This window comes from Sorangium sp. So ce406 (assembly GCF_051474675.1).
Classification (GTDB): Bacteria; Myxococcota_A; Polyangia; order Polyangiales; family Polyangiaceae; genus Sorangium; species Sorangium cellulosum_G.
On the sequence record NZ_CP150340.1, the window covers coordinates 170,148 to 194,614 of the forward strand.

19 protein-coding genes are annotated in these 24,467 nt (G+C 73.8%); 6 read left to right on the plus strand and 13 right to left on the minus strand.

Annotated elements, in window-relative coordinates; genetic code table 11:
• Positions 1-122 precede the first annotated feature (122 nt).
• Both WME96_RS00660 and WME96_RS00665 read left to right on the plus strand, forming a co-directional pair.
• Positions 123-911 carry a DUF6531 domain-containing protein gene (locus WME96_RS00660; protein ID WP_437288252.1) on the plus strand — a complete coding sequence of 263 codons (789 nt, stop codon included), beginning with the start codon at positions 123-125 and terminating at the stop codon, positions 909-911.
• A complete protein-coding gene (locus WME96_RS00665) occupies positions 908-2,221 on the plus strand; it encodes a hypothetical protein (RefSeq protein WP_437288253.1) in 1,314 nt (437 codons plus the stop codon). The genes WME96_RS00660 and WME96_RS00665 overlap by 4 nt, the downstream gene beginning before the upstream one ends.
• Before the next feature lie 28 nt (positions 2,222-2,249).
• Here the strand turns inward: WME96_RS00665 and WME96_RS00670 are convergent, their stop codons facing one another.
• The 3 genes from WME96_RS00670 to WME96_RS00680 all read right to left on the minus strand — a co-directional run bounded on the left by WME96_RS00670 (position 2,250) and on the right by WME96_RS00680 (position 6,242).
• The gene (locus WME96_RS00670) at positions 2,250-4,340 is read right to left on the minus strand and encodes a DUF2169 domain-containing protein (RefSeq protein ID WP_437288254.1); all 2,091 of its coding nucleotides are present in this window, start codon (positions 4,338-4,340) and stop codon (positions 2,250-2,252) included.
• A gap of 217 nt (positions 4,341-4,557) precedes the next feature.
• Complete coding sequence (locus WME96_RS00675) at positions 4,558-5,385, minus strand: SDR family oxidoreductase (RefSeq protein WP_437288255.1); 828 nt, start codon at positions 5,383-5,385, stop codon at positions 4,558-4,560.
• Positions 5,382-6,242 (minus strand): class I SAM-dependent methyltransferase, encoded by an 861-nt coding sequence (locus WME96_RS00680; RefSeq protein ID WP_437288256.1) that lies wholly within the window; start codon positions 6,240-6,242, stop codon positions 5,382-5,384. Before WME96_RS00680 ends, WME96_RS00675 begins: the two co-directional genes overlap by 4 nt.
• A gap of 163 nt (positions 6,243-6,405) precedes the next feature.
• Between WME96_RS00680 and WME96_RS00685 the strand changes: the two genes are divergently transcribed.
• The 3 genes from WME96_RS00685 to WME96_RS00695 are packed head-to-tail and all read left to right on the plus strand — an operon-like array spanning position 6,406 to position 7,682.
• Entirely contained in the window at positions 6,406-6,711 is a 306-nt protein-coding gene (locus tag WME96_RS00685) for an ArsR/SmtB family transcription factor (RefSeq protein WP_437288257.1), read from the plus strand.
• A gap of 45 nt (positions 6,712-6,756) precedes the next feature.
• Complete coding sequence (locus WME96_RS00690) at positions 6,757-7,248, plus strand: ArsI/CadI family heavy metal resistance metalloenzyme (RefSeq protein ID WP_437288258.1); 492 nt, start codon at positions 6,757-6,759, stop codon at positions 7,246-7,248.
• Positions 7,245-7,682, plus strand: coding sequence for an arsenate reductase ArsC (locus WME96_RS00695; protein ID WP_437288259.1), 438 nt, complete (start codon positions 7,245-7,247; stop codon positions 7,680-7,682). The genes WME96_RS00690 and WME96_RS00695 overlap by 4 nt, the downstream gene beginning before the upstream one ends.
• Positions 7,683-7,879: 197 nt before the next feature.
• Here the strand turns inward: WME96_RS00695 and WME96_RS00700 are convergent, their stop codons facing one another.
• Entirely contained in the window at positions 7,880-8,293 is a 414-nt protein-coding gene (locus tag WME96_RS00700; RefSeq protein WP_433932670.1) for a PilZ domain-containing protein, read from the minus strand.
• 1,026 nt (positions 8,294-9,319) lie between these two features.
• Between WME96_RS00700 and WME96_RS00705 the strand changes: the two genes are divergently transcribed.
• Positions 9,320-10,306, plus strand: a complete 987-nt coding sequence (locus tag WME96_RS00705) for a hypothetical protein (protein WP_437288260.1) — start codon at positions 9,320-9,322, stop codon at positions 10,304-10,306.
• Positions 10,307-10,325: 19 nt separating this feature from the next.
• On the opposite strand, the gene bla is transcribed toward WME96_RS00705, so the two are convergent.
• From bla to WME96_RS00750, 9 genes are all read right to left on the minus strand, one after another.
• Positions 10,326-11,303, minus strand: a complete 978-nt coding sequence (bla, locus tag WME96_RS00710) for a class A beta-lactamase (RefSeq protein ID WP_437288261.1) — start codon at positions 11,301-11,303, stop codon at positions 10,326-10,328.
• Between the two features lie 373 nt (positions 11,304-11,676).
• A complete protein-coding gene (locus WME96_RS00715; RefSeq protein ID WP_437288262.1) occupies positions 11,677-12,531 on the minus strand; it encodes a transglutaminase family protein in 855 nt (284 codons plus the stop codon).
• 62 nt (positions 12,532-12,593) lie between these two features.
• Positions 12,594-13,007 carry a DUF4150 domain-containing protein gene (locus WME96_RS00720; RefSeq protein WP_061618556.1) on the minus strand — a complete coding sequence of 138 codons (414 nt, stop codon included), beginning with the start codon at positions 13,005-13,007 and terminating at the stop codon, positions 12,594-12,596.
• Positions 13,008-13,018: 11 nt separating this feature from the next.
• Positions 13,019-13,729, minus strand: a complete 711-nt coding sequence (locus WME96_RS00725) for a DUF3540 domain-containing protein (RefSeq protein WP_437288263.1) — start codon at positions 13,727-13,729, stop codon at positions 13,019-13,021.
• 44 nt (positions 13,730-13,773) lie between these two features.
• Positions 13,774-15,780 (minus strand): pentapeptide repeat-containing protein, encoded by a 2,007-nt coding sequence (locus tag WME96_RS00730; RefSeq protein ID WP_437288264.1) that lies wholly within the window; start codon positions 15,778-15,780, stop codon positions 13,774-13,776.
• On the minus strand, positions 15,777-18,161 hold the full coding sequence (locus WME96_RS00735; RefSeq protein ID WP_437288265.1) for a DUF2169 domain-containing protein: 2,385 nt from the start codon (positions 18,159-18,161) through the stop codon (positions 15,777-15,779). The genes WME96_RS00730 and WME96_RS00735 overlap by 4 nt, the downstream gene beginning before the upstream one ends.
• A gap of 53 nt (positions 18,162-18,214) precedes the next feature.
• Positions 18,215-20,980: a type VI secretion system Vgr family protein gene (locus WME96_RS00740; RefSeq protein ID WP_437288266.1), complete on the minus strand. Its 2,766-nt coding sequence runs from the start codon at positions 20,978-20,980 to the stop codon at positions 18,215-18,217.
• Positions 20,977-22,437 carry a type VI secretion system Vgr family protein gene (locus tag WME96_RS00745; RefSeq protein WP_437288267.1) on the minus strand — a complete coding sequence of 487 codons (1,461 nt, stop codon included), beginning with the start codon at positions 22,435-22,437 and terminating at the stop codon, positions 20,977-20,979. The genes WME96_RS00740 and WME96_RS00745 overlap by 4 nt, the downstream gene beginning before the upstream one ends.
• 168 nt (positions 22,438-22,605) lie before the next feature.
• A complete protein-coding gene (locus WME96_RS00750; protein ID WP_437288268.1) occupies positions 22,606-24,204 on the minus strand; it encodes a DUF2169 family type VI secretion system accessory protein in 1,599 nt (532 codons plus the stop codon).
• Between the last annotated feature and the right edge of the window lie 263 nt (positions 24,205-24,467).

The window sequence follows — 24,467 nt, forward strand, 5'->3', positions numbered from 1 at the left end:
AAATCCGCTGCCCACCGCGCGCTATCCGCAGGATGGCGCCACCTCGCGTGCTTCACCGCCCGAGCAACATTCCTCATGCCCGCTGGCATTGACATCGTGGCTCATTCCGCGACCATCGCGTCATGGCACGTACAGCTCCGGTTCCGAACATCCCCGCCATTCCGGGAATGAACCCCGGCGTCTTCATCCTCGGCGGCGGCGGTAGCGGCGGAGGCCGCGGCGGGCGGGGCGGCAACGGGGCCGGCGGAGACCAGGGCGCCGGGGGCAAGAACGGCGGCAACGGCGCCCAAGGCGGCGGACGCAACGCCGGGAGCTGCGGCCAGGGCAGCGGCGGCGGCTGCCCCAACCCGGCGCACGGCGGCGCGGGAGGAACGCAGGCGGGGCACCCCATGGACCCGGTCACCGGTCGCGTCTACACCGTCGCCGTCACCGACATGGCGCTGCCGGGAGCGTTCCCGCTCGTGATCGAGCGCGCCTACAGCTCCGCGCAGCGCGACCGCGACTACGGCCTCGGCCATGGATGGAACCACTCGCTCGGCTGGCGCGTCATCGAGCTCCGCCGCCGCAGGGTGCGTGTCATCACGGAGACCGCGCTCGCGTGGGGCCAGCAGCCCGAGGTGATTCCCGCGTCCCCCCCGAGAGGCGGACCGCCCCTCAACTTCAGGCCAGCAGGCGCGGGGTCGCCGCTGGACCGCACGCCGCAGCAGGCCGCTCAGGGGAACACGGCAGCTCTCGATGACGCTCGTCGGGCCAACGCGACGCGGTATCAACAGCAGCTCGAGGCCGATCGGGCAGCAGGGCGCAATAACCTCTCCGATGCGGAGATCCAGCGCCGCAGCAATCGTGTGGCCGGAATGACGCCGGGCGTCTTCGGAGGTACCGGCGAGAACAACGACTGGGGTCCGACGTGAAGAATCGATTCAGCCATCCCTTCCTCGGAACCACGGCGATGGGCATGTTCGGCCCCGAGCTCCGGTCTCTCTGTGGAACGAAACAGCTCAAGGTCTCCGCCTCGGAATTGAACGAGGTGGCCGAAAGGCTCGAGCCGTGGCGTGCTCCGAAGTGCGAGCTTCGCGTGCGCGTCGGTCTGGGTAACCTCTATCCGGAGACGGGACCGGTCACCGCGCTCGACAAGACGAGCGCCCTCGTCAAGGGCGTTGCTGGCCGGATCGGCGAAGCGAGCCAATCGTCTCGCCAGCACGGCTTCGTGTGGCATGTCTGCGATGGGGTGCTCGCTCTGCGGGACGACGTGTTCTTGCGGGTGCTGGGGCCCACGGCAGCCAGCCTGCGGCCCTGGCTCGAAGAGTGCGCGGCGCTGCGGCTACAGTGCGTCTTTCCGGTGCTTCGAGCAGCGGGAGAGCCACCTGGCGCGCCTGGGTCTGCCTGGATCGACTTTCGCGACGACTACGTCGATGCGACCGGGCGTGCGGCTCTGGACGGCGAAGCCTGGCATCTCGATCTCCCGCTCGAAGCACCGGGGGATCGGTTTCGACAAAGCGTGGTTGGGTTTCTCTGTGCGACGGTCGATCCAGCGTCGATGACCCTTCCGCTGTCACCCCGAGCGAGAGAGGCGGCGTCGCGCTGGCTCTGCCGGCTGCACGATCCAGGAGATCCCTCGCGGCTGGCCTCGTGGGTGCTGGAGAACGGTGGGAGCGAAGCGCTCGCCAGGGCGGCTGAGGACGCCGAGAGCTCGTTTGGCGGGCTGCGCAGCGTCGACCGGATCCAGCGCTTCGGCGGAATCCAGATGCTCGAGCGAGCCGTCGCCGAAGGGAGCGCCGCGGAGTGGCCCGTTCAGCAGACTCCCGGCGGCCCTGCGATCCTCCTGAGCCAGGACGACCTCGACAACCGCGATACGCTCGCGTGCATGACGGAGGACGGCAGCATGTGGGGCTACGATTTCAGCTGGGACGAGTGGGAGCGCACGAGCGATTCCGTGCGCACGTTCGTCTCCCGGCTCGCGCTGTGGGGCCACCCCAGAGAAGCCCCGACCCAGCTCGCGCTGTCGCCGCTTGGCCGTGAGCTCGCCCGGGCGCTCGCCCTGAACGAGGTCGAAGAGGCCAGCGACTCCATCGGCACGTTGTACGCGGGCGACGCGGCGCTGGTGTTCGAGCGCAGGCTATCCGGTCGAACCGTGACGCGCATGAGATCGCTGCGCCCCGAGGCGGTGCTCGCCTGGGACGAACTCACCTCTACCCTGCCTGAAACACCGCGTGTCCCGTGATCTCGGCACCTCGGCACGAGCGTCGTTCTCAGGACCCGGGGGCGCGCATGCGGTTCGGGGCCGCGCGGTGCGCGTCTGTGCTCCGCAGCTCGCGTTGCCGCGCGAGCTCGCGCTGGAGCCCGCCGGCGAGGCTCCGGCTCTCGGCGAGGCGCCTTGCCCAGACCCGCTTCAGCCGCACCCACAGGGTGCGGCGGATGCCGAGCGAATCGAGCGCGGCGGCGAGGTGGCCGCGCTCGGCCGCCACGGTGAGCCGCGCATAGTCGGCGAGCTCGAAGGGCCGGCGGTGCGCCTCCCATTCCTTGACGTACGCGGCGTCGTGGGCGTCGCGGAGCGCGTGCCCGCCGCGCCTGTCCTCGTCATCCATCGCGGCGGTCCAGCGCCGCTCGATCTCGGCGAAGCGCGCCTCGGATAACCCGTGTGCGCCCAGCACGTCGGCCCGGGAAGCGCGCCGCTCGGAGAGCTGCGCTGCAATGGTCGCGTAGCGCTCCACGCCGATGTCCGCCGTGTCCTCCGGCGGGGCGGGTGGCGCCTTCGCCAGCGGGGCGCTGAGGGGCGACGAGGAGGGCGCGGGTAGCGCGCTCGAGGCGGGCGCAGCGCTCGGCGGGGGCGGCGCGCTCTCCGTCGACCACGTCGCGCCGAGAATGGGGGCAGGCCTCGCCGGGGGTCGCTCCTCCATGGTCGTCTGGATCGCCGGAAATGGCAGCGCTGCGGACGCAGACGCGCGGGCGTCGTCGTCAGGGGACAATGCGAACGTGGAGAGCGGCGCGGCGGCGGAGAGCGGCGCCATGACGGCGGGCGGCGTGGCCATGGACAGCGGCGCCGCCTCGGCCGGCGCCGTGTCCGTGGAGGGCGCGAGCCTCGCGCGCGGCGTGGCGCACGACGCCTGGGCGCGCTCGAACGGCAGCGCGTGTCTCACGCTCGCCGCTGCGTCCTCGTCCGGTCCGAGCGCCACCGTGGCCGCATGCGGGGCTGGCGCCACCTTGAACGGGATCACCGTGCGGCAACTGGCCGCCTCCGCCTCGTCGGGCTGCAGGAAGGCCGTCTCGGTGGGGCGCGCCCCGCTCGCGGGCTCTTCTTCCACGATGACGACGGTGCCGGCCCGCCCGCGCTGCGACGACACCGGCGCCGCGGCCTCGGCGCGCGTCGCGCGCTGCGGCGGCGCCCACGCGACGGGGGTGCCCGCGAGCTCGATGCCCGCCACGACGCGCACCGCCGCGAGCGCGCCCGCGTGCGGGAGCGGGAAGCTCCGCCGCCAGACGACCGTGCACCGCTGGTCCTCCCCGTCGATGTGCAGCGTGTCGGCGACGAGATCGAGGCGCATCCCCTCCGCCACGCCGAAGCCGCCGAGGCCGTGAATCCGCGCCGTGCCGCGCGCGCCGGGCAGGCGCATGGCGAGCCGCGGCAAGCTCGGGTGGAGCCCCTCGAGCAGGATCCACTCGTCGCCGCGCAGGTGATCGATCTGCTGTCCCTCCGGCGCCGCCTGGAAATAGCCCCAGTCGAAGCCGTCGGGGATCTCGACGACGGGCGCCTCCAGCGCCTTTCGCGGCGTCGCGCCGAGCCGCCGCCTGCGCGCCGGCAGCGCCCGCGCGATCGGGCCGAACCCCGCCGGGCGGCTCGGATCTCTCGGATCGACGATGTTCGCCGCGGCGGGGTCAGGGCCCCTCCCGAACGGGTTCTCCTGCCCGTCCACGCCGCTCGCGGCGCGGTCGCAGGTCAACGGCATCCGCTCGAAGCCGTCGCGATCGCGGACGAGGAGCTGCCTGTCCAGGAGGATACGGCTGCTGTCGGCGACCGCGAGCCGCACGTGCATCGATTGCGCCCTCGTCCCGCGCGGCGCATACGCGTGCCCCGTGAACATCACATCGGCGCGACCGAGGTAAGGCGCGAGGTCGCTCGCGAAGCGGATGCCCCGGATCGGGTTGTTGCCGTGGTGCACCTCCCCGCGAAAGATGGGCTGCGGCTCGACGACCGGCATCTCCGAATCCGGAGCGAAGGCGAAGGTCGCCTTGACGATCGCGGTGAGGTGAAGCTGCCCCCGGGCCGTGCGCCACGCCATGGCGGTCGCGGTCGTCCCGGGGAGCGCCGTCACGGCGTCGCTGGATAGAGCGGGCTCATGCATCCTGTTCCGCTCGATATCATGGGGAGCACGCCGCAGCCCGTTACGGCTCCGCGACACCTGTTACGGCTTCGCGACAATGGTTTCGCGACAATGGAGTCAGGGACGCCGGCGCCACGCGAGCATTGGAGAGCCGGCCTCCTCGAGCTCTTCTCTCTCCTGGCGTCCTGGCCGCTCGATTCTCTCCTCGCGTTCGTGCCTGGCCGGCGCGCGGCGAGGACTACGACGCCAGCGCCTCGGTGAGCTCCCAGAGCCGCTCCTGCGCGGCCTCGTCGAGCGCCGCCGTCGCCGCGGGCCTGGTGCGGCTCTCGTCGAAGTACTCCCCGGTCACCCCCTCGAGCTCCGGCGCCGTCGCGACGTGCAGCGAGCACGCTGCGCCCTGCTCGGGTGTGAGCAGGAACAGCTGGAAGAGCTTCACCAGCATCTTCGGATAATCGCGCGTGAGCTCCGTCGCGACCACGCCTGGGTGGACGGCGTTGACCGTGACGCCGGTGCCCTGGAGCCGCCGCGCCAGCGCCTTCGTGAAGAGCACGTTCGCGAGCTTCGACTGGTTGTATGCCGCCCCCGAGCTGTACGTCCGCCGCTCGAACTGCAGATCTTCCCAGACCATCGTCCCGCGGTAATGCAGCTTCGACGACAGGATCACGATCCGCGACGGCGCGCTCTGCTTCAGCAGCGGGAGGAGCTCCTTCGTGAGCAGCCACGTCCCGACGTGGTTCACGCCGAACGTCGCCTCGATCCCGTCCCTGGTCGTGCTGCGCGAGCGCGACCACACCCCCGCGTTGTTCACCAGGAGGTCGAGGCGATCGCGCGTCGCGCGGAACCGCTCTCCGAAGGAGAGGATGCTCGCCTTGCTCGCGAGATCCAGCGCCATCACCTCCACGTCCTTGTTGCCGGTGGTGCGCGCGATGTCCTCGCGCGCGGCCTCGCCCTTCCCCGTGTCGCGGCACGCCAGCACCACCGTCGCGCCGCGCTGCGCCAGCCCGCGCGCCGTCTCCTTGCCGATGCCCGTGTTGCCGCCGGTGACGATGCAGACCTTCCCGTTCATGTCGCCCTCGCCGTCACGATCCACACGGCGCCGCCCATGCGCACGCCCTCGGGTCCGTCGAACGGCGCGATCGCCTCGCGCAGATCGGCGCGCACGCGCTCGACGAGCTCCGGCCCGGCCTGCGCCTGGCGCAGCGCCGCGGAGGCCGGGCCCATCTGCAGGAGGAAATCGACGGTCTCGTCGAGCGATCGCCCGCCTGCCACCGACAGCTCCCGGTCGACGGGCTCGTGCTGCACGTGGGCGAACCCCGCGCGCGAGAGGATGTCTCGCACGCGCGCGGCGTCGGCGAACGCGAACGGGCCGGGCGCGTGCGGGTCGGGCTGAGGCGTCGAGAGGTGCCTCGCCGCCGTCATGGCCGGCACGAGCAACCAGGGGTTCTCCTGGATCGATCGCCAGCAGACGAACGCGAGCCGCGCTCCGCTCCGCAGCGCCCCCCGGAGGTTCGCGAAGGCCGCCTCGGGCTCGGCGAAGAACATGACGCCGAAGCGGGAGTAGAGGACGTCGAACGGCCCGGGCAGCGCCGTGGTCTGCGCGTCCGCGTTCTCGAAGGCGACGTTCGCGGCGCCCGCGGCCCGCGCCGCCGCGCGCGCCCGCTCCAGCATGGGCGCAGAGATGTCGACGCCCACCACGGAGCCGCCCGGCCCGACGCGCCGGCCGAGCTCCAGCGTGGTCTCGCCGAGCCCGCAGCCGACGTCGAGGACGCGCTCGCCCGCGGCGATCCCGGCGCGATCCATGGCGAGGGCGCCCAGCGGCCGGATCTGCGCCGAGATGATGTCGTGGAGCGCCACCCACTTCGGTCCGCCGACCTCGTTCCAGTACTGGATCTGGTCGGCGTTCGGCCCAGCAACTTCGATCATCGCCATCGAGCCCTCCTGTCGCTGCGAGGTTACACGTTCAGCTTCCAGCTCGCACTGGCTCGAACCGGGGGCCTGCGCCCGTACAGCAGGACGAGGCCGGCTACTTCGTATTTTTTCGAAATAGACGCTGGCGCTCATGCTTCGACATTGTTAGAAGTAGCGCGTGCCGCCGAAGCTCGACCGCCACGCCGAACAGCTCGCCGCGCTGGGTCACCCCGTGCGGCTCGCTGTCCTGCGCTTCGTGGTGCAGGCCGGCGCCGAGGGCGCTCCGGCCGGCGACATCCAGGCGCACGTCGGGCTGCCGGCCTCGACGTTGAGCCATCACCTGAAGCGGCTCGTCGACGCGGGTATCCTGAGGACACGCGGGGAAGGGACGTTTCACTACTACAGCGCTGCCTACGACGAGCTTCGCGCCCTCACGGAGTATCTGTGGGAGGACTGCTGCAAGCGCGGCAAGGCGTGCTGCTAATTTTTTTTCTTCTCTAATTCGATGTTTCTGGAAGAAAGGTGCGCGATGAACATCCTCAAGCCCCATATCTCTCTCAATGTCTCGAACATCGACGCCTCGGTCGCGTTCTACGAGAAGGCCTTCGGCGTGGGCGCCACCAAGCGTCGTCCCGGCTATGCGAAGTTCGACCTCGCGCTGCCGTCGTTGAACCTCACGATGCAGGAGGCGCCGCGCACGGGGGTCAACGCGAGCCACTTCGGTGTCCAGGTCGCGAGCACGGAAGACGTGATCGAGGCCAGGCGCCGCTTCGAGGCCGCGGGGCTCAAGACCTTCACGGAGGAGGACACGGCCTGTTGCTATGCCGTGCAGGACAAGGTCTGGGTCGAGGATCCGGACGGCAACTCGTGGGAGGTGTTCGTCGTCAAGGGTGAAGCGGCCGTGATGGGGAGCCAGCCCGCGATGCCCGCGAAGAACGATGCCGCGAAGAACGATGCCGCGTGCTGTGCGCCTGCGTGCTGCGTCCCGTCCGATCGAGCGCTTCCTGAGGATGCTCCATGACGACAGTGCTCTTTGCCTGCGTCCACAACGCGGGCCGCTCCCAGATGGCCGCAGCGTGGTTCAACGCGCTGTCCGACCCTTCCAGGGCGCGCGCCATGTCGGCCGGCACCGAGCCCGGCCCGCGCGTCCACCCCGAAGTGCTCGCCGCGATGGCGGAGGAGGGGATCGACCTCTCGGCCGTGAAGCCCCAGCGGCTCACCGACGCGCTGGCGAGCCAGGCGACGTTGCTCGTCACCATGGGATGCGGGGAGGTATGTCCCGTGGTTCCAGGGCTCCGCCGCGAAGACTGGCCCCTCGAGGATCCCAAGGGCAAGCCGGCGGAGCGCGTGCGCGAGATCCGCGACGAGGTCCGCGCGCGCGTGGCCGAGCTCGTCACGCGCGAGAGCTGGGCTGCTCGTCGCACGGACGAGCAGGGCCGCAGCGGCGCGCGGTGATCATGGATGTGCTGGCAGGCTGTGCTCTCCAGCGAGCCAATGCTTCCGCCGGAGGCGACTGCCGCTCTCCCGCCATGCATCCTCGGGGATGAACGTTGGCGACGGCGCGCCTGTGGACAGGACGGACACGTCGCGCGGCGGTCGCTCGAGGGGCGAGCCGCGCCGGGGCGATCAATACGGGCCGTGAGGCGCGCCGGTCAGCTCAGCGCGATCATCGCCGCCGTCGCCGCGTAATCGACGCGCGGCGCGCGGTACGGGTAGGTCGGCGGGAAGCGCTCGAGCGCCGCGCGGAGGCGCCGGGCCGACGCGCTGTCGAGCGGGTCGAAGCGCAGGCCCACGGCGCGCCCCGGGTCGCCCTCGCGCCGGCCGTGGACGGTGCGCGCGATCGTCGCCGTCGCGTCGATCCAGAGGTCCGTGTCCGGGAGCCGGAACGAGACGATCACCGGCTCGCCCGTGAGCGCGCGGGCGCTCGTCAGCACGAGCATCCCGTCGATGGACAGGTCGATCGCCCGGGTCCCGAGCAGCCGGAAGCCCCGCTCGCGCACGGCCTGGCACTCCACGATCGCGGCGCGGCGCGTGACGCGGCGCTCGCTGGCGAGCAGCATCTCCATGGTGTTTCTCCTCGGCGCGGTACGCTACGGAGGACCGCTACAGGGGGGCAAGAAACCTACATCGGTACCCTTCCCGCGAAGCGAGCAACTTCAGACCAGCCGTCGAGTCTGCCGCTCGCCCGAATTCACCGCCCGCGCCCCACAGCTCGCCAGTGCCCGCAGATCCTGCCGAAACCGCATACGGTGGCACACGTCTGCGCTCAGGATACCAGGGACACCGCCCTGGGCCCCGCTGACCTACGTTGTCCGCTGAAAAAGGGTGCAGTCGTTCCCGACGGGCCGATCGCGGCGCGCGCCCTCCTGCGGGCTGCTCTGGCGCACGCCGGGAGCGTACCGGGCTCATCATCGTGGTTGAGGGCGAGCAGGTGAGCGAGATCGCGCGGAGAGCCAGGCGCCGGTCGGAGACGGCTTGCTCATGGCATTTTGCCGTCTCTCTACATCGCTGGTGCGGTGTGGATCTATCCAGGGCGCGGGCTCGAGACATCGCCCTTCCTCCGGGCGAGAAGCCTCGCGAAACGGCAGGTGTAGCACCGGTGGCCCCGGAATGCGAGACGAGGGGGCCCCGCCTCTCGCGTCATCCCTGGCGCATGCGTGCGCGCCCGAGTGCCGCGTAGTGGTCTGCCGCCGGTCGGTACGTTCTTTGGTGGACATCCGTCGCGGCGCAGCGCCGGAGCGCCGAGGATGCCTTCGCGATCGCCGCGTCGGCGCGGATCAGGCATGTGCCGGGGAGGCGGACGTCAGGGCGTACGCGGGAGAGGAATCTTCCACCGCGATGGTGCCTCGCCATTGCACGCGACTGTTTCGCTCAGGTGCCTTCGGGCTCATCGGCACTGAGGGTGACCAGGTTCCCTCTTCGTCTGCGCAAAGGCCCAGTAGGGACGGCGACGCTGGTCAGCCTCGCCCGCGGCCAATTCGCTGGAGCCAGCGCTACGCGCATGATACCATCAGCGTTCCGGCGATAGACGTCGCATGGGACCGTGTTACGAAGAGGTAGGGCAGGACGCCCCGAAGGAGAAGGAGTGAGGAATGGAGCTCAGGGCATGGTACGCGGCGCTCTGCGCAGGAATCGTGGGTCTCATGGGGTGCGGCGATAGCTCGGGCCAGAACCAGAACAGCGGCGCGGGCGCCTCGGGTCCGGGCAGCGGGACCGCCGGAGGAGGCCAGGGGCAGGGGGGCGACATCTTCGGTGGTCAGGGGGGTGACCCCTTCGGGCAGGGGGGTGATCCTTTCGGCAACGGGGACGGCGGGTCCAACGGCGGGGTGGGCGGCAACGGGAACTCCTCGGGTTGCCAGCACGTCGATGTCGTGTTCGCGCTCGACAACTCCTCCAGCATGGATGAGGAAAAGGCGTCGATGCGCGACGTCGTGTTCCCGGCCTTCGCGCAGGCGCTGCTCCAGATCGGCGGCATCAAGGACTTTCGCGCGGCCGTGATGGACGCCTGCCCCCTCCCCGCGAACTTCCACACGCGCGGCGCCGCGGGCGAGTGCTCGTTCCAGAGCCAGAAGGCGTGGATGGAGAGCACGAGCTCCGAGCTCACGAGCGAGTTCCAGTGCGCCGCAGATCTCTATGCGGAGGACGTCGAGTGCACCGGCGACAGCGACGACGAGCAGCCCGCGTCCGCCGTCGCCGCCGCGCTGGAGCCGCCGTTCTCGACCGCCGAGAACGCGGGGTTCCTCCGCGACGATGCGCTGCTCGTGGTGGTGGCGATCACCGACGAGGACGAGCAGCCCGTTCCGTCCCAGCGGCCGCAACAGATCCACGATCGGCTCGTCGCCGCGAAGGGCGAGGCAAAGAACGTCGTGTTCCTCGGCATCGGCGGGAGGACGGACTGCGACGGTGCTTATGGCAGCGCGGATGAGGCCGACAACCTGCAGCGTCTCGTGGACACGTTCGCTGCCGACGAGCGTGGCTTCTTCTGGGATCTGTGCGAGGGGCGTCTCGAGGACGGCCTGACGAACGCGCTCACGGCGATCGAAGAGGCTTGTACGGAGTTCGTGCCCACCGTGAACTGACGCGAGGCGGGTCGCCGGCTCAGCCGAACGTCGCGGCGACGAGCCGGGCGACCTCCGCGTGCGCGGCGTTCCGCGCCTCGGCGCTCGCCGCGGGCGCGTTGACGAAGCAGGCGATGACGATCGGGGCGCGCGACGGAGGCCAGGCGACCGCGACGTCGTTCGCGGCGCCGTTGGCGCCGGTCCCGGTCTTGTCGCCGACGGTCCAGTCGCTCGGCAGGCCGGCCCGGAGGCGGGCGAGGCCGGTGGTCGACCGGACCATCCACGCCGTGAGGCGTGCGCGCGACGCCTGGCGGAGGGCGCGCTCGTCGACCAGGATGGCTCGGCACGTGTCGGTCATGGCGTCGGGGGTCGTCGTGTCGCGGGGGTCGCCGGGGAGGCTCGAGTTGAGGGCCGGCTCGTCGCGATCGAGGCGGGTCACCTGGTCGCCGAGGCCGCGGAGGTAGGCGGTGAGGCCGGCGGGGCCGCCGATCTGCGCGAGGAGGAGGTTGGCGGCCGTGTTGTCGCTGGTCTCGACGGCGGCGGCGCAGAGCTCCTCGACGGTCAGGCTGCCCTCGGCGATGCGGGCGCGCGTCACCGGTGCGTGCTCGAGGAGATCGGCTTGGCGGTACGGGACGCGGTGCTCGAGCGCGAGCTGGCCCTGGTCGACGCGCGCGAGGATGTTCGCCGCGAGGAGCGCCTTGAAGGTGGAGCACATCGCGAAGCGCTCGGCGGCGCGGTGACCGATGCGGGCGCCGGTCGCCGTGTCGAGGGCGGCCACGCCGAGGCGGCCGCCGAGCTGCGCCTCGATGCGCGCGAGCGCCGGCGCGGCCTGCGCGTGCCGCTCGGGTGAGGCCGCTGGCAAAGAGGCGGTGGGAGCCGCCGCCGGGGACGCGTTCGTCGAGGTCGCGCCCGGGGTCTCGGCGGGCTGCGGTCGCTGTGCTCCTCCACAGCCGAGGAGAAGGAGGGAGGCGGCTCCACCGAGGAAGCCGCGGCGTGACGAGCGAGGGTGGTCTTTCATGCAGGCTGCCGTACGCCCGCGGAGCGAAGCTCATTCCCGGGGGAACAGAAAGGCGCGCGAGTCCCCGCCGGGTAGGCTGAGAGCCGTTGCGCGCGATCCAAACGGTGTTCCCGGGAGCAACGCGCTTGATCGGAGAGGGGGTTGCCGGCCGGAGGGTGGATGGTCGGAGCGAGAGGCGTCTTGTGGCAAGGCGCTTGAGCTCGACGTGATAGCCCTGCAGAGAGGGTGTTCGTCGCGCGGAGGGGGATGGGCGGAGCGAGAGGCGCCTTGTGGCAATGCGCTTGAGCTCGATGTGATAGCCCTGCAGAGAGGGTGTTCGTCGCGCGGAGGGGGACGGGCCGATGTCTGGAGCGTGAGGGGGAGCGGGGAGGCTTCAATCGCTCTCCTCTGGCGCCACCAGGATCGCCGTCCGCAGCCGCGCGCCGCGCGCCCCCTCGGCCGTACCCCGGATCGGCGCGACGTCCTCGTAGTCGCGCCCGTAGCCGAGCACGATGTGACCGGTCGCGCCCAGGCGCCCCACCGTCGGATCGAGGTCGTACCAGGCGCCCGACGGCAACCACGCCGACGCCCACGCATGCGAGGCGCGCGACGGCGCCGCGGCGGAGCCGGCCACGTAGCCGCTCACGTAACGCGCCGCGAGGCCCATCGATCGCAGGCACGCCACGGCCAGGTGCGCGAAGTCCTGGCAGACACCGCGCCGGAGCTCGCAGAAGGCAGCGAGGCTGGTGTCCGCGGCGGTGGCCCCAGGATCGAAGGCGAAATCCCGCCGGATCCGGGCGACCAGGTCCTCCAGCGCCGCGCCGAGCGGGCGGCCCTCGTGGAAGCTCTCCCGCGCGTACTCGACCATCGCGGCGCTCCGCGGCGCGCGCGCCGTGCCCTCGACGAACGCGCGCAGCGCTGGATCCTCCGACGCGGCGGCCGCGGTGCGCGCCGCCGCCGCCCGCCAGTCGTGCCCGAGATCTCCGTCGCCGGCCGCCTCCTCCTCGCCCAGGCGCACCACGCTGAGCGCCGTCACCTCGACGGCGCCAAAGCGCCCCCCGAGCTCGACGCGCGCGCAGCGGTTGCCGAAGGCGTCCTCCTCGATCCGCCGCGAGGACGGCAAGGGCCGCACCACGAGCTGGTGAAACTCGACGGCCTGGTGGGGCAGCGCGCGCGGGGTGAGGTGTACCTCCAGCCGGCACCCGACAGCGCCCGCCGCCCCGAGCTCGTACCGGCTGCGGTGCACCACGCGGTGACGACACCCCGCCAGGGCGGCGCCCCGCCCGGCCAGCCCCTCGGCCCCCCGGCTCCTCAGCCGCTCACCACGACCTTCGTCTGCGACGGCGCGACCTGCACCCCCATCGGCATGTTCGGGCTCTTGCCGTTCTGCGCCACCGAGCAGGTGTGGAACACGATGGGGTTACCCTCGGCCTTCACCTTCATCGAGAACGTGCGGTACATCGCCTCCCCCTTGATCTTGCCGCTCACGACCCCGCCGGCAGAGCCCGGCTCGTCGCCGGTCGACATCGGGATCTCGCTCTGCTTCGTGAGCACCGGCTTGCCCGCCAGCAGCACCTTCAGCGAGCAGGTGCTCGGCACGGCCTGGTTGCACATCGCCACGTTCGGGTACGGCAGCGGCACCGGCGGGCCAGGCGGCGCCGGGGTCTTGCACGTGTCCGGCATCGCCTGGCAGGTCCCGGCCTGCATCGTGGTCACAGGGAACATCGCCGCCCCTCCTATCCGAGGTTGATCCGCTGGCCATCGAGGCTCACGTCCTCGCGCGCGTCCACCGACACCTCGCGCCCGCGCAGCTCGATGACGTCCTCCACCAGCGCGCGCAGCCGCCCGGCGCGGAGCTGGTGCAGCTCGCGCACCTCCTGGAAGAGGTCCTCCGCGCGCGCGATCACCCGCCCTGCGATCGACTCGAGCTTGCCCACCGTGGTGTGCGCGCGCTCCAGCACGGCGGTGAGCGCTCGCCCCTCGTAGCGCGCCTCGTCGATGCGCACCTCGCCGCGCTCGGCCACGGCGGCGAGCGCCGCCCCGGCCACGGTGACGCGCTCGGGCGCGACCCGCACCGTCGCCCCCCGCCCCCCGGCGCGCGCGCCCAGGGTCGCGCCGCTCCTGCTCGAGATCGCGACCTCGCCGGCCGCCCAGCAGCGGATGGAGCCGCCCGCCACGAGATCGATGTCGCCCCCCGGCGCCGCGAGCGACAGGCCGCCCGCCGCGACGAGGCTGCCCCGGCCGGTCTCCGCGTCATACTCGAAGAGCAGCCGGCCGGCCGGGTCGTGCACCGCGACGACCTCGTGGCCGTCGCGCTCGACGATCGACGCCGAGGCGCCGGCGCGCGCCACGATGCGCAGCGGGGGCTCGCCCGGCGGAGCGCCGTCGCGGCGCGCCTCGGGGGGCGGGGGCTCGGCGGGGAGGGAAGGGAGGGCGGCGGTGGGCATGGCGGTGGTCCTCGGGTCGGGGCTTCGCAGCAGTGGTCGGCGGCTCATAGCGAGGTGGGCGGGCGCCAGTCCTCGGCGCGGGCGCGCTCCGGGTCGGTCGCGCGGGCGCCCTCGAGCTTGGCGCCGTCCCAGCGCGCGCGCGCGGTGATCGCGCGGTGCAGGTTCGCGGCGCGGCAGTCGGCGCCGGACAGGTCGGCGCCGGACAGGTCGGCGTGCGACAGATCGGCGTGGACGAGCGAGGCGCCTTCGAGCAGCGCGCCGCTCAGATCCGCCTTGCGCACCATCGCCTCGTCGAGCCGCGCGCCGCCGAGATCGGCGCGCGCGAGCGCGGCCCCGTCGAGGCACGCCCGGGAGAGGTCCGCGCCCGTGAGCCGCGCGCCCCTGAGGCTGGCGCCCGCCAGGTTCGCGACCCCGAGGCGCGCCGAGACGAGCGAGGCGCCGCCCAGGTCGGCGCCGGCGAGGCTCGCCTGCGTCAGATCGGCCCCGTCGAGCTTCGCATCGCGGAGCTCCGCGCGCGACAGATCGCAGTCGCGCAGCGCTGCGTTCGAGAGATCCATCCCGGCGAGCCGCGCCTCGACGAGCGAGCTCCCGGCGAGCCGCGCGCCGGCCAGGCGCACGCCCCGCAGGTCGAGGCCGAGCAGCGAGGTCTGCTCGATCGAGGCCCCGGAGAGGTCCGCGCCGGCGACGGTGGCGCCGGCGAGCTGCGCGCGCTGGAGCGCCGCGCCGCGGAGGCTCGCGCCGGACAGGTCCGCGCCGCGGAGGCGCGCGCCCGCGACGCGCGCCCCGGCGAGATCGGCGCCCGCGAGGACGGCGTGCGAGAGATCGACGCCGACGAGCGCGGCGCGGGCGAGGCGGGCGCCCGAGAGGTCCGCGCGGCGCAGCTCCGCCCCGTCGAGCGTGGCGTCGAGCAGCGACGCCTCGGCGAGATCGGCGCCCGTCAGCTCGGTCCCGCGCAGCGTGGCGGCGGCGAGCAGCGCGCCGCGCAGGCGGGCGTCGCGCAGGCGGGCGCGGGAGAGATCGCAGCCGGACAGGTTCGCGCCGGTCAGGTCGGCCCGCTCCAGGCCGGCGCCGTCGAGCCGGGCGCCGTCGAGGTTCGCGCGCTCGAGCGCGGCGCCCTCGAGGTCAGCCCCGCTCAGCACGGCGCCGGCGAGGCGCGCGCCGCGCAGCGAGGCGCCGCGCAGCGAGGCGCCGCCGAGATCGGCGGACGGGAGCTGGGCGCCGTCGAGATCGGCCGCGTCGAGCTTGCAGCCGCGCAGGTTGAAGCCGGACAGGTCCTTGCCGGCGAGGTTCGCGCCCGTGAGGTCGCCGCCCGCGAGGTCGCGCGGGAGCGCCGCGCGGCGCAGATCCTGGTTCGGGGCGCGCAGCCCGCGGACGACGCGGGCGCGGGACAGATCGAGCGCGGCGAGCTCGACCCCGATGAGCGTCACCGCGGCGAGCTCGGCGTCGACGAAGCTCGCCCCCGCGAGCGTGCAGCGGTCGAGCTCGGCCTCGCCGAGCGTCGCGCGGTCGAGGCGGGCGCCGTCGAGGGCGCACTCCGCGAGCCCGGCGCCGGCCAGCGTGGCGGCCGAGAGATCGGCGCCGGTGAGATCGACGCCCTCGAGCCGCGCGCGCGACAGATCGGCGCCGCGGAGCGAGGCGCCGGCGAGCGACGTGGCCCCGGCCCGGTACCCCGCGTATCCCGCGGCGCGCAGGGCATCGACGACCTCGGGGCCGAGGTCGCGGTCGGCCTCGAGCGGCAGCGCCGCGGCCGCGGCGTCGCGGGTGAGCTGCGCGTTGCGCGCGAGCACCGCGCCGTCGAGGCGCGCGCCCGACAGATCGGCGCCGCGGAGCGCGACGGCGAGGAAGACGGCGCCGGTGAGCCTCGCCCCGGCGAGGCGGGCGTCGCTCAGATCGACGCCGTTGAAGAGCACGCCCGAGAGATCGCGGCCCGAGAGGTCGACGCCGCGCAGGTCGAGGCCGACGACCATCGGCGGGTCGAGCGGCCCGGCGTCGAGGCGCGCCAGGAGATCGTCCCTGTCGCGCGCGAACCCGGCGGCGGCGGCCCCGGTCATGTCGCGCCCCGATCGCTGGTGAGCAAGGTGGCCGCGAGCTGCGCGCCCCGCAGGTCGGCGCCGTCGAGCCGCGCCTGCCACAGGGCGGCCTCGTAGAGCCCCGCGCCGCGCAGATCGGCGCCGCGCAGGTCGGCGGCCTCGAGGCGGGCGCCGTGCAGGTTCGCCCGCTCGAGGCGGGCGCCTCCGAGCCGCGCCCGCGTCAGGTCCGCGCCCGCCATGTCGGCGCCGCGGAGGTCGGCGCCGCCGAGCTCGGCCCGGCCGAGATCCGCGCGGCGCAGGCTCGCCAGCGCGAGGTCGGCGCCGGTCAGGTCGGCGTGCATCCAGCGCGAGCCGTCGGCCCGGACGCCGCGCGCCTGGGCGCGCGGCAGGCGGGTCTGCTCCGAGGCCCGCAGCCCGCGCAGGTCGGCGCCGCGCAGGTCGACCGCCTCGCCGTGCGCCCCCTCGAGGCTCGCGCCCTCGAGCGCCGCGCCGCGGAGCGAGGCGCGGTCGAGCGCCGCGCGCGCGAGGCGGGCGCCGGCGAGCTGCGCGCCGTCGAGCCGCGCCCCGGTGAGGTCGGCCTCGAGGAACGAGGCGCCGGCCGCGCCGGCGCCGGTCAGGTCCGCCCCGCGCAGCGCCGCGCCGTCCAGGCGCGCCTTGTCGAGGGTCGCGCCGGTCAGGTCGGCGCCCGTGAGGTCGGCCCCGGAGAGGTCCGCGTCGCTCAGCCTGGCCGACGGGAGCCGCGCGCCCGCCATCCTGGCGCGCGCGAGGGTCGCCCCCTCGAGGTCGACGGCGTCGAAGCGGGCGCCGGTCAGGTCGGCGCCCACGAGCAGGGCGCGCGCGAGCCGCGCCTCGCCGAAGTCGAGCTTCGACAGGTCGAGCCCCGAGAGGTCGGCGCCGGCCATGCTCTCCTGGATCGACAGGCAGAGCTCCACGCGCTCGCGTGTCCACGGCGCCGCGGCCGCACGGGCCGCCTCGACCCGGGCCGCGTCCGCGCGGTCGAGCTCCTCGAGCCCGTCGAGCTGCGCCGGGTCGTGCCCCTGCGCCTCGAGCGCCTTCTTCACCTGCTCGCGCGTCTTGCGCTGGACCTCCTCGAGCTGCGCCGGATCTCCGGCGAGCGCGCCGAGCCACGCCTCGATCGCCGCGTCGCCGTCGGGCGTGCCGAGGGCGGCGACGAGCGCCGCCGGGGCGCCGCCCTTCTCGAGCGTCGCGCGGATGTGCGAGAGGAGCTCGGCGTCGTCGACGCCGGCCAGGGGAGGCGCGCCGTCGTTGTCGTTGCCGGGCGGCGCGACGGCGGCCCCCGCGGCGGGCGCCCCCGCGGCGGGCGCCCCCGCGGCGGGCGCGGCGGCGGAGCGCGCCTCCAGCAGCGCGAGCGCGAGCCGCTCGCGGTAGTGCGCGGCGGCGAGGCGGCCCTCGCCGAGCGGCTCGCTCGCGAGGAGCACGTGCCGCACCTCGGGGTGGTCCTCGGCGGACACGGGCGCGTGGCCGCGCCACACGAGGGACAGCGACCCGGCCTCCAGGTCGACGTGGACCGTGTCGAGGTTCATCTGGACCTCGCGGAGGCGCTCCGCGCCGCCCGCGAGCTCGTCGAGGAAGCAGCGGATCCGGACGCAGGGGAGCCGCGCGCGGTACTCGCGCCGCTCGCGGTGCAGGTTGAGGCAGACGATCTCCTCGTCGCCGCGCAGGTACTCGGCCTGGAGCGCCGGCACGGCCGCGTTGAAGTGGCTCCAGTCGAAGTCCTCGGGGAAGAACGGCCAGCGCTGCTTCAGCCAGCGCGCGTCGTAGGTGCCGAGCTTGCTCGCGCGCGTCGCCCACGCCGCGGAGAGCGGCCCGAAGCCCGCGGGCGGCGGCCTCGCCGCGGGCGAGTCGACCGGCGCGCGCGGATCCTCGACGTTCGGCAGCGGCCGCCGCCGCGGGTCGCGCTCGCCCGGGTCGAAGACGCCGCGGCCGACGGGGTTGGCCGCGAAGCCGGGGCCGCCGAAGGCGCGATCGAAGCCGAGCGGCATCTCGACGAACGGCTGCGGATCGGCGCGCTTGCCGGCGGCCGGATCGGTCCAGTGGCGGTCGCCGGTCACCAGCAGCGCGAGCGAGGTCTTGCCGACGGCGAAGCTGACCGGCAGCGACGTGACGGGCCGGCGGCCGGGGGCGTGCGCCTTCCCCGACAGCAGGAGGTCCGCCTTCGGCTTGAAGGGCGCGAAATCGGACGCGCGGCGGAGGGCCCGGCGCGGGTCGTCCTCGTCGTACACGTCGCCGAGCAGCGGCTCCGGGGCGTCCGCCGGGATCGCCGGCTCGCCGGGCGAGAGGCGGTAGGTGCCCTTCGCGATGAGGCACAGGGCCCACTGCGGGGGCCGGAGCTGCCAGGAGATGGCGGCGAACGTCGTGGGGGTGGGGTTGACGATCTTCATGACGGCTCTCGACGCGCGCGGGGCCGCGCTCCCGCCTGCAGCGCGGGCATCTCCTAGAAGAACTGCAGCTGCTGGCCCTGGATGAGGGCTCCTACGGCATCTGCCGTGAAGTTGTTGTTGCCGAACTGCAGGGAGGCGCCCTGACTGTGCATCTCCAGGACGGCGGGCCCGGTCTCCATCTTGATGCCGGTGAGGGCGTCGAGCTTGAGCTTGGTGGGGCCACAGGCGAGCTCGATCGCGGCGGGCTCGATCTTGATCGTCGCGCCGGCCAGTCCGCCGCAGCGCAGCAGGATCTGGGTCGGCTCGATGATCAGCTCGGCGTCGTTCAGCGGGTTCGCGTGCGCGAGCTTGTGGACCAGGTACGACCCGACGAGCGCCCCGAGCGTCGCGATGCCCCACGTCATGCCCGTGAGCCCGCCGCCCTTGTCGAGGTCGTCCTTGCCCGCGGCCGCGCCGCCCGCGCCGAACACCGCGCCCGCGGCGCCCGCCGCGACCGCGGCCACCCACGGCTTCGCGGCCTCGATCGCCGGCTGGTCGGTGGCCCGCACGCGCAGGTGCACCTTGGAGCGCGCCTTGATGTCCTGCTCGTCGGCCGTGGTGAGCTTCTTCGTGCTGCCGAACTCCAGCACCGGGCCGTACGCGATGTTGCAGGTCATCCCGGCCGTGATCCCGGTGTTGAGCCCGAGGAAGACGTTGCCGTTCACGCCCGCCGCGATGTTGTAGCTCCCGCCGAGGCTCATCCCGAAGTTGATGCCGGTGAAGAAGCTCGAGTTGTCGCCGTACGTGAGGTTGACCGACGAGACGTGGCTGCGCTGGGTCTTGCGCCAGCCCTGCCAGTCGTTGCTGAACGTCATCGAGTAGAAGTCGGCGTCGTACATGCCGAACGTCCGGCTGGGGATCACGAGCCGGTAGTTCCCGAGGACGACGTCGGTGCGGTTGCCCACGGTGACGGACTGGTAGTCCCCCTCGGTCACCACCGTGCGGTTCATGTCCGTGTGATCGTAGACCCCGTCGCTCGCGGCCCAGCCGAAGTGCGCGGCGCTCCCCTTGTCGCGCTCGGCCGAGCTGATGTCGTAGCCGGTATCGAGGCTCGACCACGTCCAGCCGCCGTCGCCGAACCCGTCCGCCGGATCGAGCCGCGTGGACTCGGTGAAATTGCCGGCCGCCGCGGTCGCGTGCTCGCCGTACCGCAGGTAGCTGTACTTCCCGTTGCTGTGCGGTACCGCGATGCGGATCCAGTCCTCCGCGGCGCTCGCGGTCGTCGTGATGTCGTCCTGGCCGAGCTGCTGCTCCAGCGGCAGCGCGCCGTCGGCGCCGCTCCGAGAGGCCGCCGGCGCGTCGTCGGCGCCGGCCCGCGAGGCCGCCGGCGCGTCGTCGGCGCCGGCCCGCGAGGCCGCCGGCGCGCCGTCGGCGCCTCGGGCGCGCGGGCGCCCGGAGCCGCCGCCCATCTCGACCATGGCCCCGTTCGGCATCCGGATGCGGCCGCGTCCCTCGTCGGCGCTCGTCACCACGCGGCTCTTCGCGTTGGGCACGACCCCGGTGATCACCGGCCGCTCGGGGTCCCCGCCGACGCCGGTCCACAGCACCTCGGCGCCCTTGCGCAGCGTGAAGTGCATGCCCTCGTCGGCGCCGCCGTAGGGCGTCGCCAGGCGCATCGGCACCGAGGCCTGCGCCTCGGCCGCGCCGCTCAGGTCGAACGGCATCACCACGCGGTAGCGGCCCTCGGCGTCGACCGCCGCGGTGCCCTCCGGGCCGCGCGCGTCGACGTGCGCGACCATCGCGCCCTCGAGGCGCGGCCTCGGCGTGGTGCGCGGCGGGCGATAGCGCGTCGAGGCCGGGATGGCCTCGAACTCGCAGGCGTAGCGCGGCCCGTCGCCCGCCTCGGCGTGGTGCACGGCGCGCGTCACCAGGTAATCGCGGTTCCAGTCGGCCCGGAAGTGGCCGGAGAGCCCGAGGCGCGCGCCCGCGGCGAGCGGCGCGCCGATCGCGCCGTCGTACACGGCCGCGCGGCAGCGCAGCTCCTCGGCGCGCGCGGCGGCGAGCGCGGCGCCCTCCTCGGGCGTCGCGAACGGGCCGCCCTCGTCGATGAGCAGCCCGAAGCCGCGGCCGTCGACCTCGGCCTCGGCCTGGAGCGGCACCTCCGGCGTGCGCTCGTTGTAGTCGAGCAGCACGAGCGCGCGCGGCGACAGCCGGCGCCGGCAGCGCAGCGCGCGCACCTGGGCGGCCTCCCCCTCGCCCATGGAGGCCTCGACCGCGCCCCGGAAGCCGCCCGGGTGGTCGCAGAGGACGAGCCGCTCCGCCCCGCCTCGCGGCTCGATGAAATAGCTGATGCCCGCCTGCTCGAGCTGGCGCGAGACGAAGTCGAGCGCGCTCTCCTGATACTGCACGGCGTGCTCGCGCGGCGGGTACGCGCCCTCGAGCCGCCGCTCCACCTCGATCGCGAGGCCGCTCTCGGCGATCACCGCCTCCACCAGGTCGGGCACGCTGAGCCGCTGGTAGATCCGCGTCTGCCGCGCGAGGCCGAGCAGCGCGAGGCGCGGCACGAGCGCGACCCGGTAGGCGTACCGGCCGGCGCCGAGCGCGCCGCCTTGCTCCACCTCGGCCACGACCCCCGGGATCGCGCGGCCGGCGAGGTCGAGCTCGCCGGCCGCGCCGGCCATGTCGTCGAGCGGCAGCGCGGGATCGGGCGACGCGAGATCGATCTCGAAGCGGTACGGGCGCGACAGCGCCTCCTCGCCGCGGAGCCCCAGCACGGTGAACCCCCCGGCCGGGGCGGCCTCGGAGCGGAAGTGAACCCCGACCGTCGTGGGCTTCGTCATTGCTTCTCCGAGATCTCGAGCATGGCGCCCGAGGCCGTGGTGATGCGGTTCTGGTTGGCGTTGCGCGCCGCCACGGGCGAGGGCGCGAGCGGGTGGAACATGGCCCCGAGGATCACCGGGCGATCCGGGTCGCCGTTGGCGAACCCCACGAGGACCTCGGTGCCCGGCCGCAGGGGGAAGTGCATCCCGTGCCCCATGCCGCTGAAGGGCTGCGCCATCCGGATCGGGCGCGAGGCCTTCTGCTCGCCCGGCTGCGCCGTGTCGAAATGGATCTGGACCGTGTAGCGCCCCTCGGCGTCGAGCTGCGCGATCCCGTTCGTCTTTCCCCCGGGCCCCGGCTGCACGACCCCGGTGACAACGCCGGAGATGCGCGGCCTCGGCGTCCGTCGCGGCGGCCGGTAGGCGACGCTGGCCGGGATCGCGCGGAAGGCGTTCCTGTAAAAGGGGCTCTGCTCGCCGGCGTCCTTGAACGCGGGGAGGCGCGCCTCGTGCTCCACCTCGACGAGCAGCAGCTCCTCGGGCCCCGGGAGGCGCGGGTGTTCGATCAGCGTCATGCGCCGCCCGGCGGACAGCGCCGCGCGGCTGGCCTTGCCCTCGTACACGCGCTGCCGCGAGAGCCGCTCCTCGGCCCGGATCTGCGCGAGCCTCCGGGCCTCCTCGGGCGTCTTGACGTGGCTGCCGTACTCGACGACGCCGCCGCCGTCGCCCGAGTCCAGGCCGGCGTAGGCCGTCAGGTCGAGCTGCGGAGCGCGGTAGTTGTAGTCCTGCACGACGTAGTTGGTGGGCACCAGATCGGTCGTCACCTCGAGGGCGAAGACGCCCGCGGCCTCGCCGCGGGCGCGGAACGGCACCGTCGCCGCGCCCGCGGCGGGGCGGAAGCCGGACGGATGATCGGTGAAGACCAGCCTGTCGCGGCCGTCCTCGTGCTCGAAGAAGAAGCTGATCCCGACGTGCTCGGCCAGGCGGCTGATGAACGCGAGGTCGCTCTCGCCGTACTGCACGACGAACTCGCGCTCCGGGTAGCTCTCGAGCAGCCGCAGCTCGACGTCCTCGGCGCCGAGGCCGTGCCGCTCGAGCTTGCTCCGGAGGATGTCCGGAACGCTGCGGTCCATGAAGATCTCCTGCGTCTCGACGAGGGTGAGCCGGAACGCGCGCGGCACGAGCCGCAGGCGACAGGTGGGGCGCTCGGCCAGCGGCTCGAGGCGGTCCCGGATGGGGCCGAGCATGCCCGAGACGCGGCGGATCTCCTCGCCTTCGGACTCGAAGACGAGGCTGACCTCGGCGCCGGGCGCGGCGTCGGCCGGGAGCTCGTGGCCCTCGTCGATCACGATGTCGAGATCGAACGAGAAGAGCTGCGAGATCGCCTCTCGCCCGGAGAGCTCGCGGACCCGGACGTGGTCCCACGACCCCCGCTCCGACTCGATGCGAACGTCCAGCGTCCCCGAGGCTTCGTTCATCGCTCGTCCTCCGTTTCACTGCAGGTCGGGCCTGGAGGGCCGATCCGGTACAAGCGCCGCGCAGGCGGCGGTGTGAGTTGGCGCCGAGGGCGCGGGGTCAACCTCCACACCCGCGAGGGGCTCCTGCTCTGCTGGGGTCCATTCCCGGTCCTCGCGCGCATCGGTGCGTCAACTCCGCTTCTTGCCGATGCCGTACAGGAGGGCGTTCACGTCGAGCTTCGCGGGGGGCTTCGGCGGCCCGGCGGACGGCCCGGGGGGCGGCGGCTCGGGAGGCGGTGTGGACCAGGTGAAGGCGCGCCCCGCGGCCGGCGCGGCCGCGGCCGGCGCGGCCGGCAGGGCGGGGGGCGGCGCGGCCGCGGCCGGCGGGGCGGGGGGCGGCGCGGCCGGCAGGGCCGGGGGCGGCGCGGCCGGCAGGGCCGGGGGCGGCGCGGCCGGCGGGGCCGGGGGCGGCGCGGCCGGCAGGGCCGGGGGCGGCGCGGCCGTGAAGGGGGTCGCCGGCAGGCTCGCTGCGAAGTCGAGGACTTCCTTCGGCAGAGACACCGTCCCCGACCTGCCGACCGGCGCCTCGAGCGGCAGCGGCGCGGGCTGCGCCTGCGGCGAGGCGCCGGCGGGCGCCGGTCGAAACGGCAGCGTCGACGCTGCCGGCAGCAGCGCGACCGCCCTCTCCGGGAGGTCGACCGTCCCGTCGAGCCGCGCGCTCGCCGTCTGGCTCGCCTCGGGGGAAATCGCGAGGGTCGACTCCAGGGCGGCGTCGTCCCCGTCGTCCGCGCCGGATCGGGGCGCGAGCCCCGGGCCCGCCGCCGCGGCGCTGTGGATCGCGGCGCCCGGGGCGGGCCACGCGATCGGCTCGCCCGGGAGCTCGACGCCGGCCAGGATGCGCATCCGCGAGAGCGCGCCCTCGGCGGGCACGGGAAAGCTGCCGCGCCACGTCACCGTGCAGCGCTGCTCGTCGCCGTCGATGCGCAGCACGTCGGCGCTGAGCGGGAGCGCCTCGCGCTCCTCCACGCCGAGGTCCGAGAGGCCGTGAACGCGCGCGAAGCCGCGCGCGCCGGGCAGGCGCATGCTCACGCGCGGGGCGCTCGGGTGCAGGCCGTCCATCACGATCCACTCGTCGCCGCGCAGCAAGGGCGCGCGCTGGTCGGGCGGCGCCGCCTGGAAGTACTCCCAGGAGAGATCGTCGGGGATCTCGGCGATCTCGCGCTCGAGCAGGGCGCGCGGGGTCGCGCCGAGGAGCCGCCTGCGGACAGGCATGGCCTGGGAGATCGGGCCGAAGCCGGCCACGCGCCTCGCGTCGCGCGGATCGAGGATGTTCGGCTCGCCCGAGCCCTCCGCGTAGCCGACCCCGAACGGGTTCCCCGGGAAGCCGATCCCGCCGTACGCGTGCTCGAGATCGACAGGGAGCCGCACGAAGCCGCCCCGCTTCCGGACCATCAGCGTCTTGTCCAGCAGCGTCCATCCGGTCGACGAGAAGAGCCCGAGCCGGACAGGCAACGTCTCGACAGGGCGGCCTTGCGGCGCGTGCGCGTGGCCGGTCCAGAGCACATCGGCCTGGAGCAGGCGAGGGACCAGGTCGGTCGTGAACCGGACGCTCCGCGACGGCCTGGCGCCGTGATGGACCTCCGCCCGGATGATCTCCTGCGGCGCGACGCGCGGCATCACCGTGTCGCTGGCGAACGCGAACGTGGCCTTCACGATCGCGGTCACCCGGAGCTCGCCCTTGAACCGCCATGTCACGGCGGCGGCGGTCGCAGCTCCGAGGGGCGTCACGCTGGCACGCGGCGGGCTGCTCGTCGCCATGAGTCCGCGATCGATGAGAGCCCCTCGCCGACGCCGCTGTCAAGCCACCGTGGCTGTCGTGGGAGCGCCCCACCCGCGGCGCTCACTGCCGCTCTCTGGCGGTGAGCCGCTGGCTCGCGGCGAGCCGCTGTGACGAGCGGATCGCGCCGGTGATGTGATGATCTTCAGGGGAGGATGCGCAGGCGGGGCGCCCACGGCCGCTCGTGGGAGCGTCGCCCCGCCAGCTCAGGCGG

What these genes read in the sequence shown, in the direction of transcription:
- WME96_RS00660 (WP_437288252.1), top strand. Translation starts at nt 123, where the DNA reads ATGGCACGTACAGCTCCGGTTCCGAACATCCCCGCCATTCCGGGAATG.
- WME96_RS00670 (WP_437288254.1), bottom strand. Translation starts at nt 4,340, where the DNA reads ATGCATGAGCCCGCTCTATCCAGCGACGCCGTGACGGCGCTCCCCGGG.
- WME96_RS00675 (WP_437288255.1), bottom strand. Translation starts at nt 5,385, where the DNA reads ATGAACGGGAAGGTCTGCATCGTCACCGGCGGCAACACGGGCATCGGC.
- WME96_RS00680 (WP_437288256.1), bottom strand. Translation starts at nt 6,242, where the DNA reads ATGATCGAAGTTGCTGGGCCGAACGCCGACCAGATCCAGTACTGGAAC.
- WME96_RS00690 (WP_437288258.1), top strand. Translation starts at nt 6,757, where the DNA reads ATGAACATCCTCAAGCCCCATATCTCTCTCAATGTCTCGAACATCGAC.
- WME96_RS00695 (WP_437288259.1), top strand. Translation starts at nt 7,245, where the DNA reads ATGACGACAGTGCTCTTTGCCTGCGTCCACAACGCGGGCCGCTCCCAG.
- WME96_RS00700 (WP_433932670.1), bottom strand. Translation starts at nt 8,293, where the DNA reads ATGGAGATGCTGCTCGCCAGCGAGCGCCGCGTCACGCGCCGCGCCGCG.
- WME96_RS00705 (WP_437288260.1), top strand. Translation starts at nt 9,320, where the DNA reads ATGGAGCTCAGGGCATGGTACGCGGCGCTCTGCGCAGGAATCGTGGGT.
- bla (WP_437288261.1), bottom strand. Translation starts at nt 11,303, where the DNA reads ATGAAAGACCACCCTCGCTCGTCACGCCGCGGCTTCCTCGGTGGAGCC.
- WME96_RS00720 (WP_061618556.1), bottom strand. Translation starts at nt 13,007, where the DNA reads ATGTTCCCTGTGACCACGATGCAGGCCGGGACCTGCCAGGCGATGCCG.
- WME96_RS00725 (WP_437288263.1), bottom strand. Translation starts at nt 13,729, where the DNA reads ATGCCCACCGCCGCCCTCCCTTCCCTCCCCGCCGAGCCCCCGCCCCCC.
- WME96_RS00730 (WP_437288264.1), bottom strand. Translation starts at nt 15,780, where the DNA reads ATGACCGGGGCCGCCGCCGCCGGGTTCGCGCGCGACAGGGACGATCTC.
- WME96_RS00735 (WP_437288265.1), bottom strand. Translation starts at nt 18,161, where the DNA reads ATGAAGATCGTCAACCCCACCCCCACGACGTTCGCCGCCATCTCCTGG.
- WME96_RS00740 (WP_437288266.1), bottom strand. Translation starts at nt 20,980, where the DNA reads ATGACGAAGCCCACGACGGTCGGGGTTCACTTCCGCTCCGAGGCCGCC.
- WME96_RS00745 (WP_437288267.1), bottom strand. Translation starts at nt 22,437, where the DNA reads ATGAACGAAGCCTCGGGGACGCTGGACGTTCGCATCGAGTCGGAGCGG.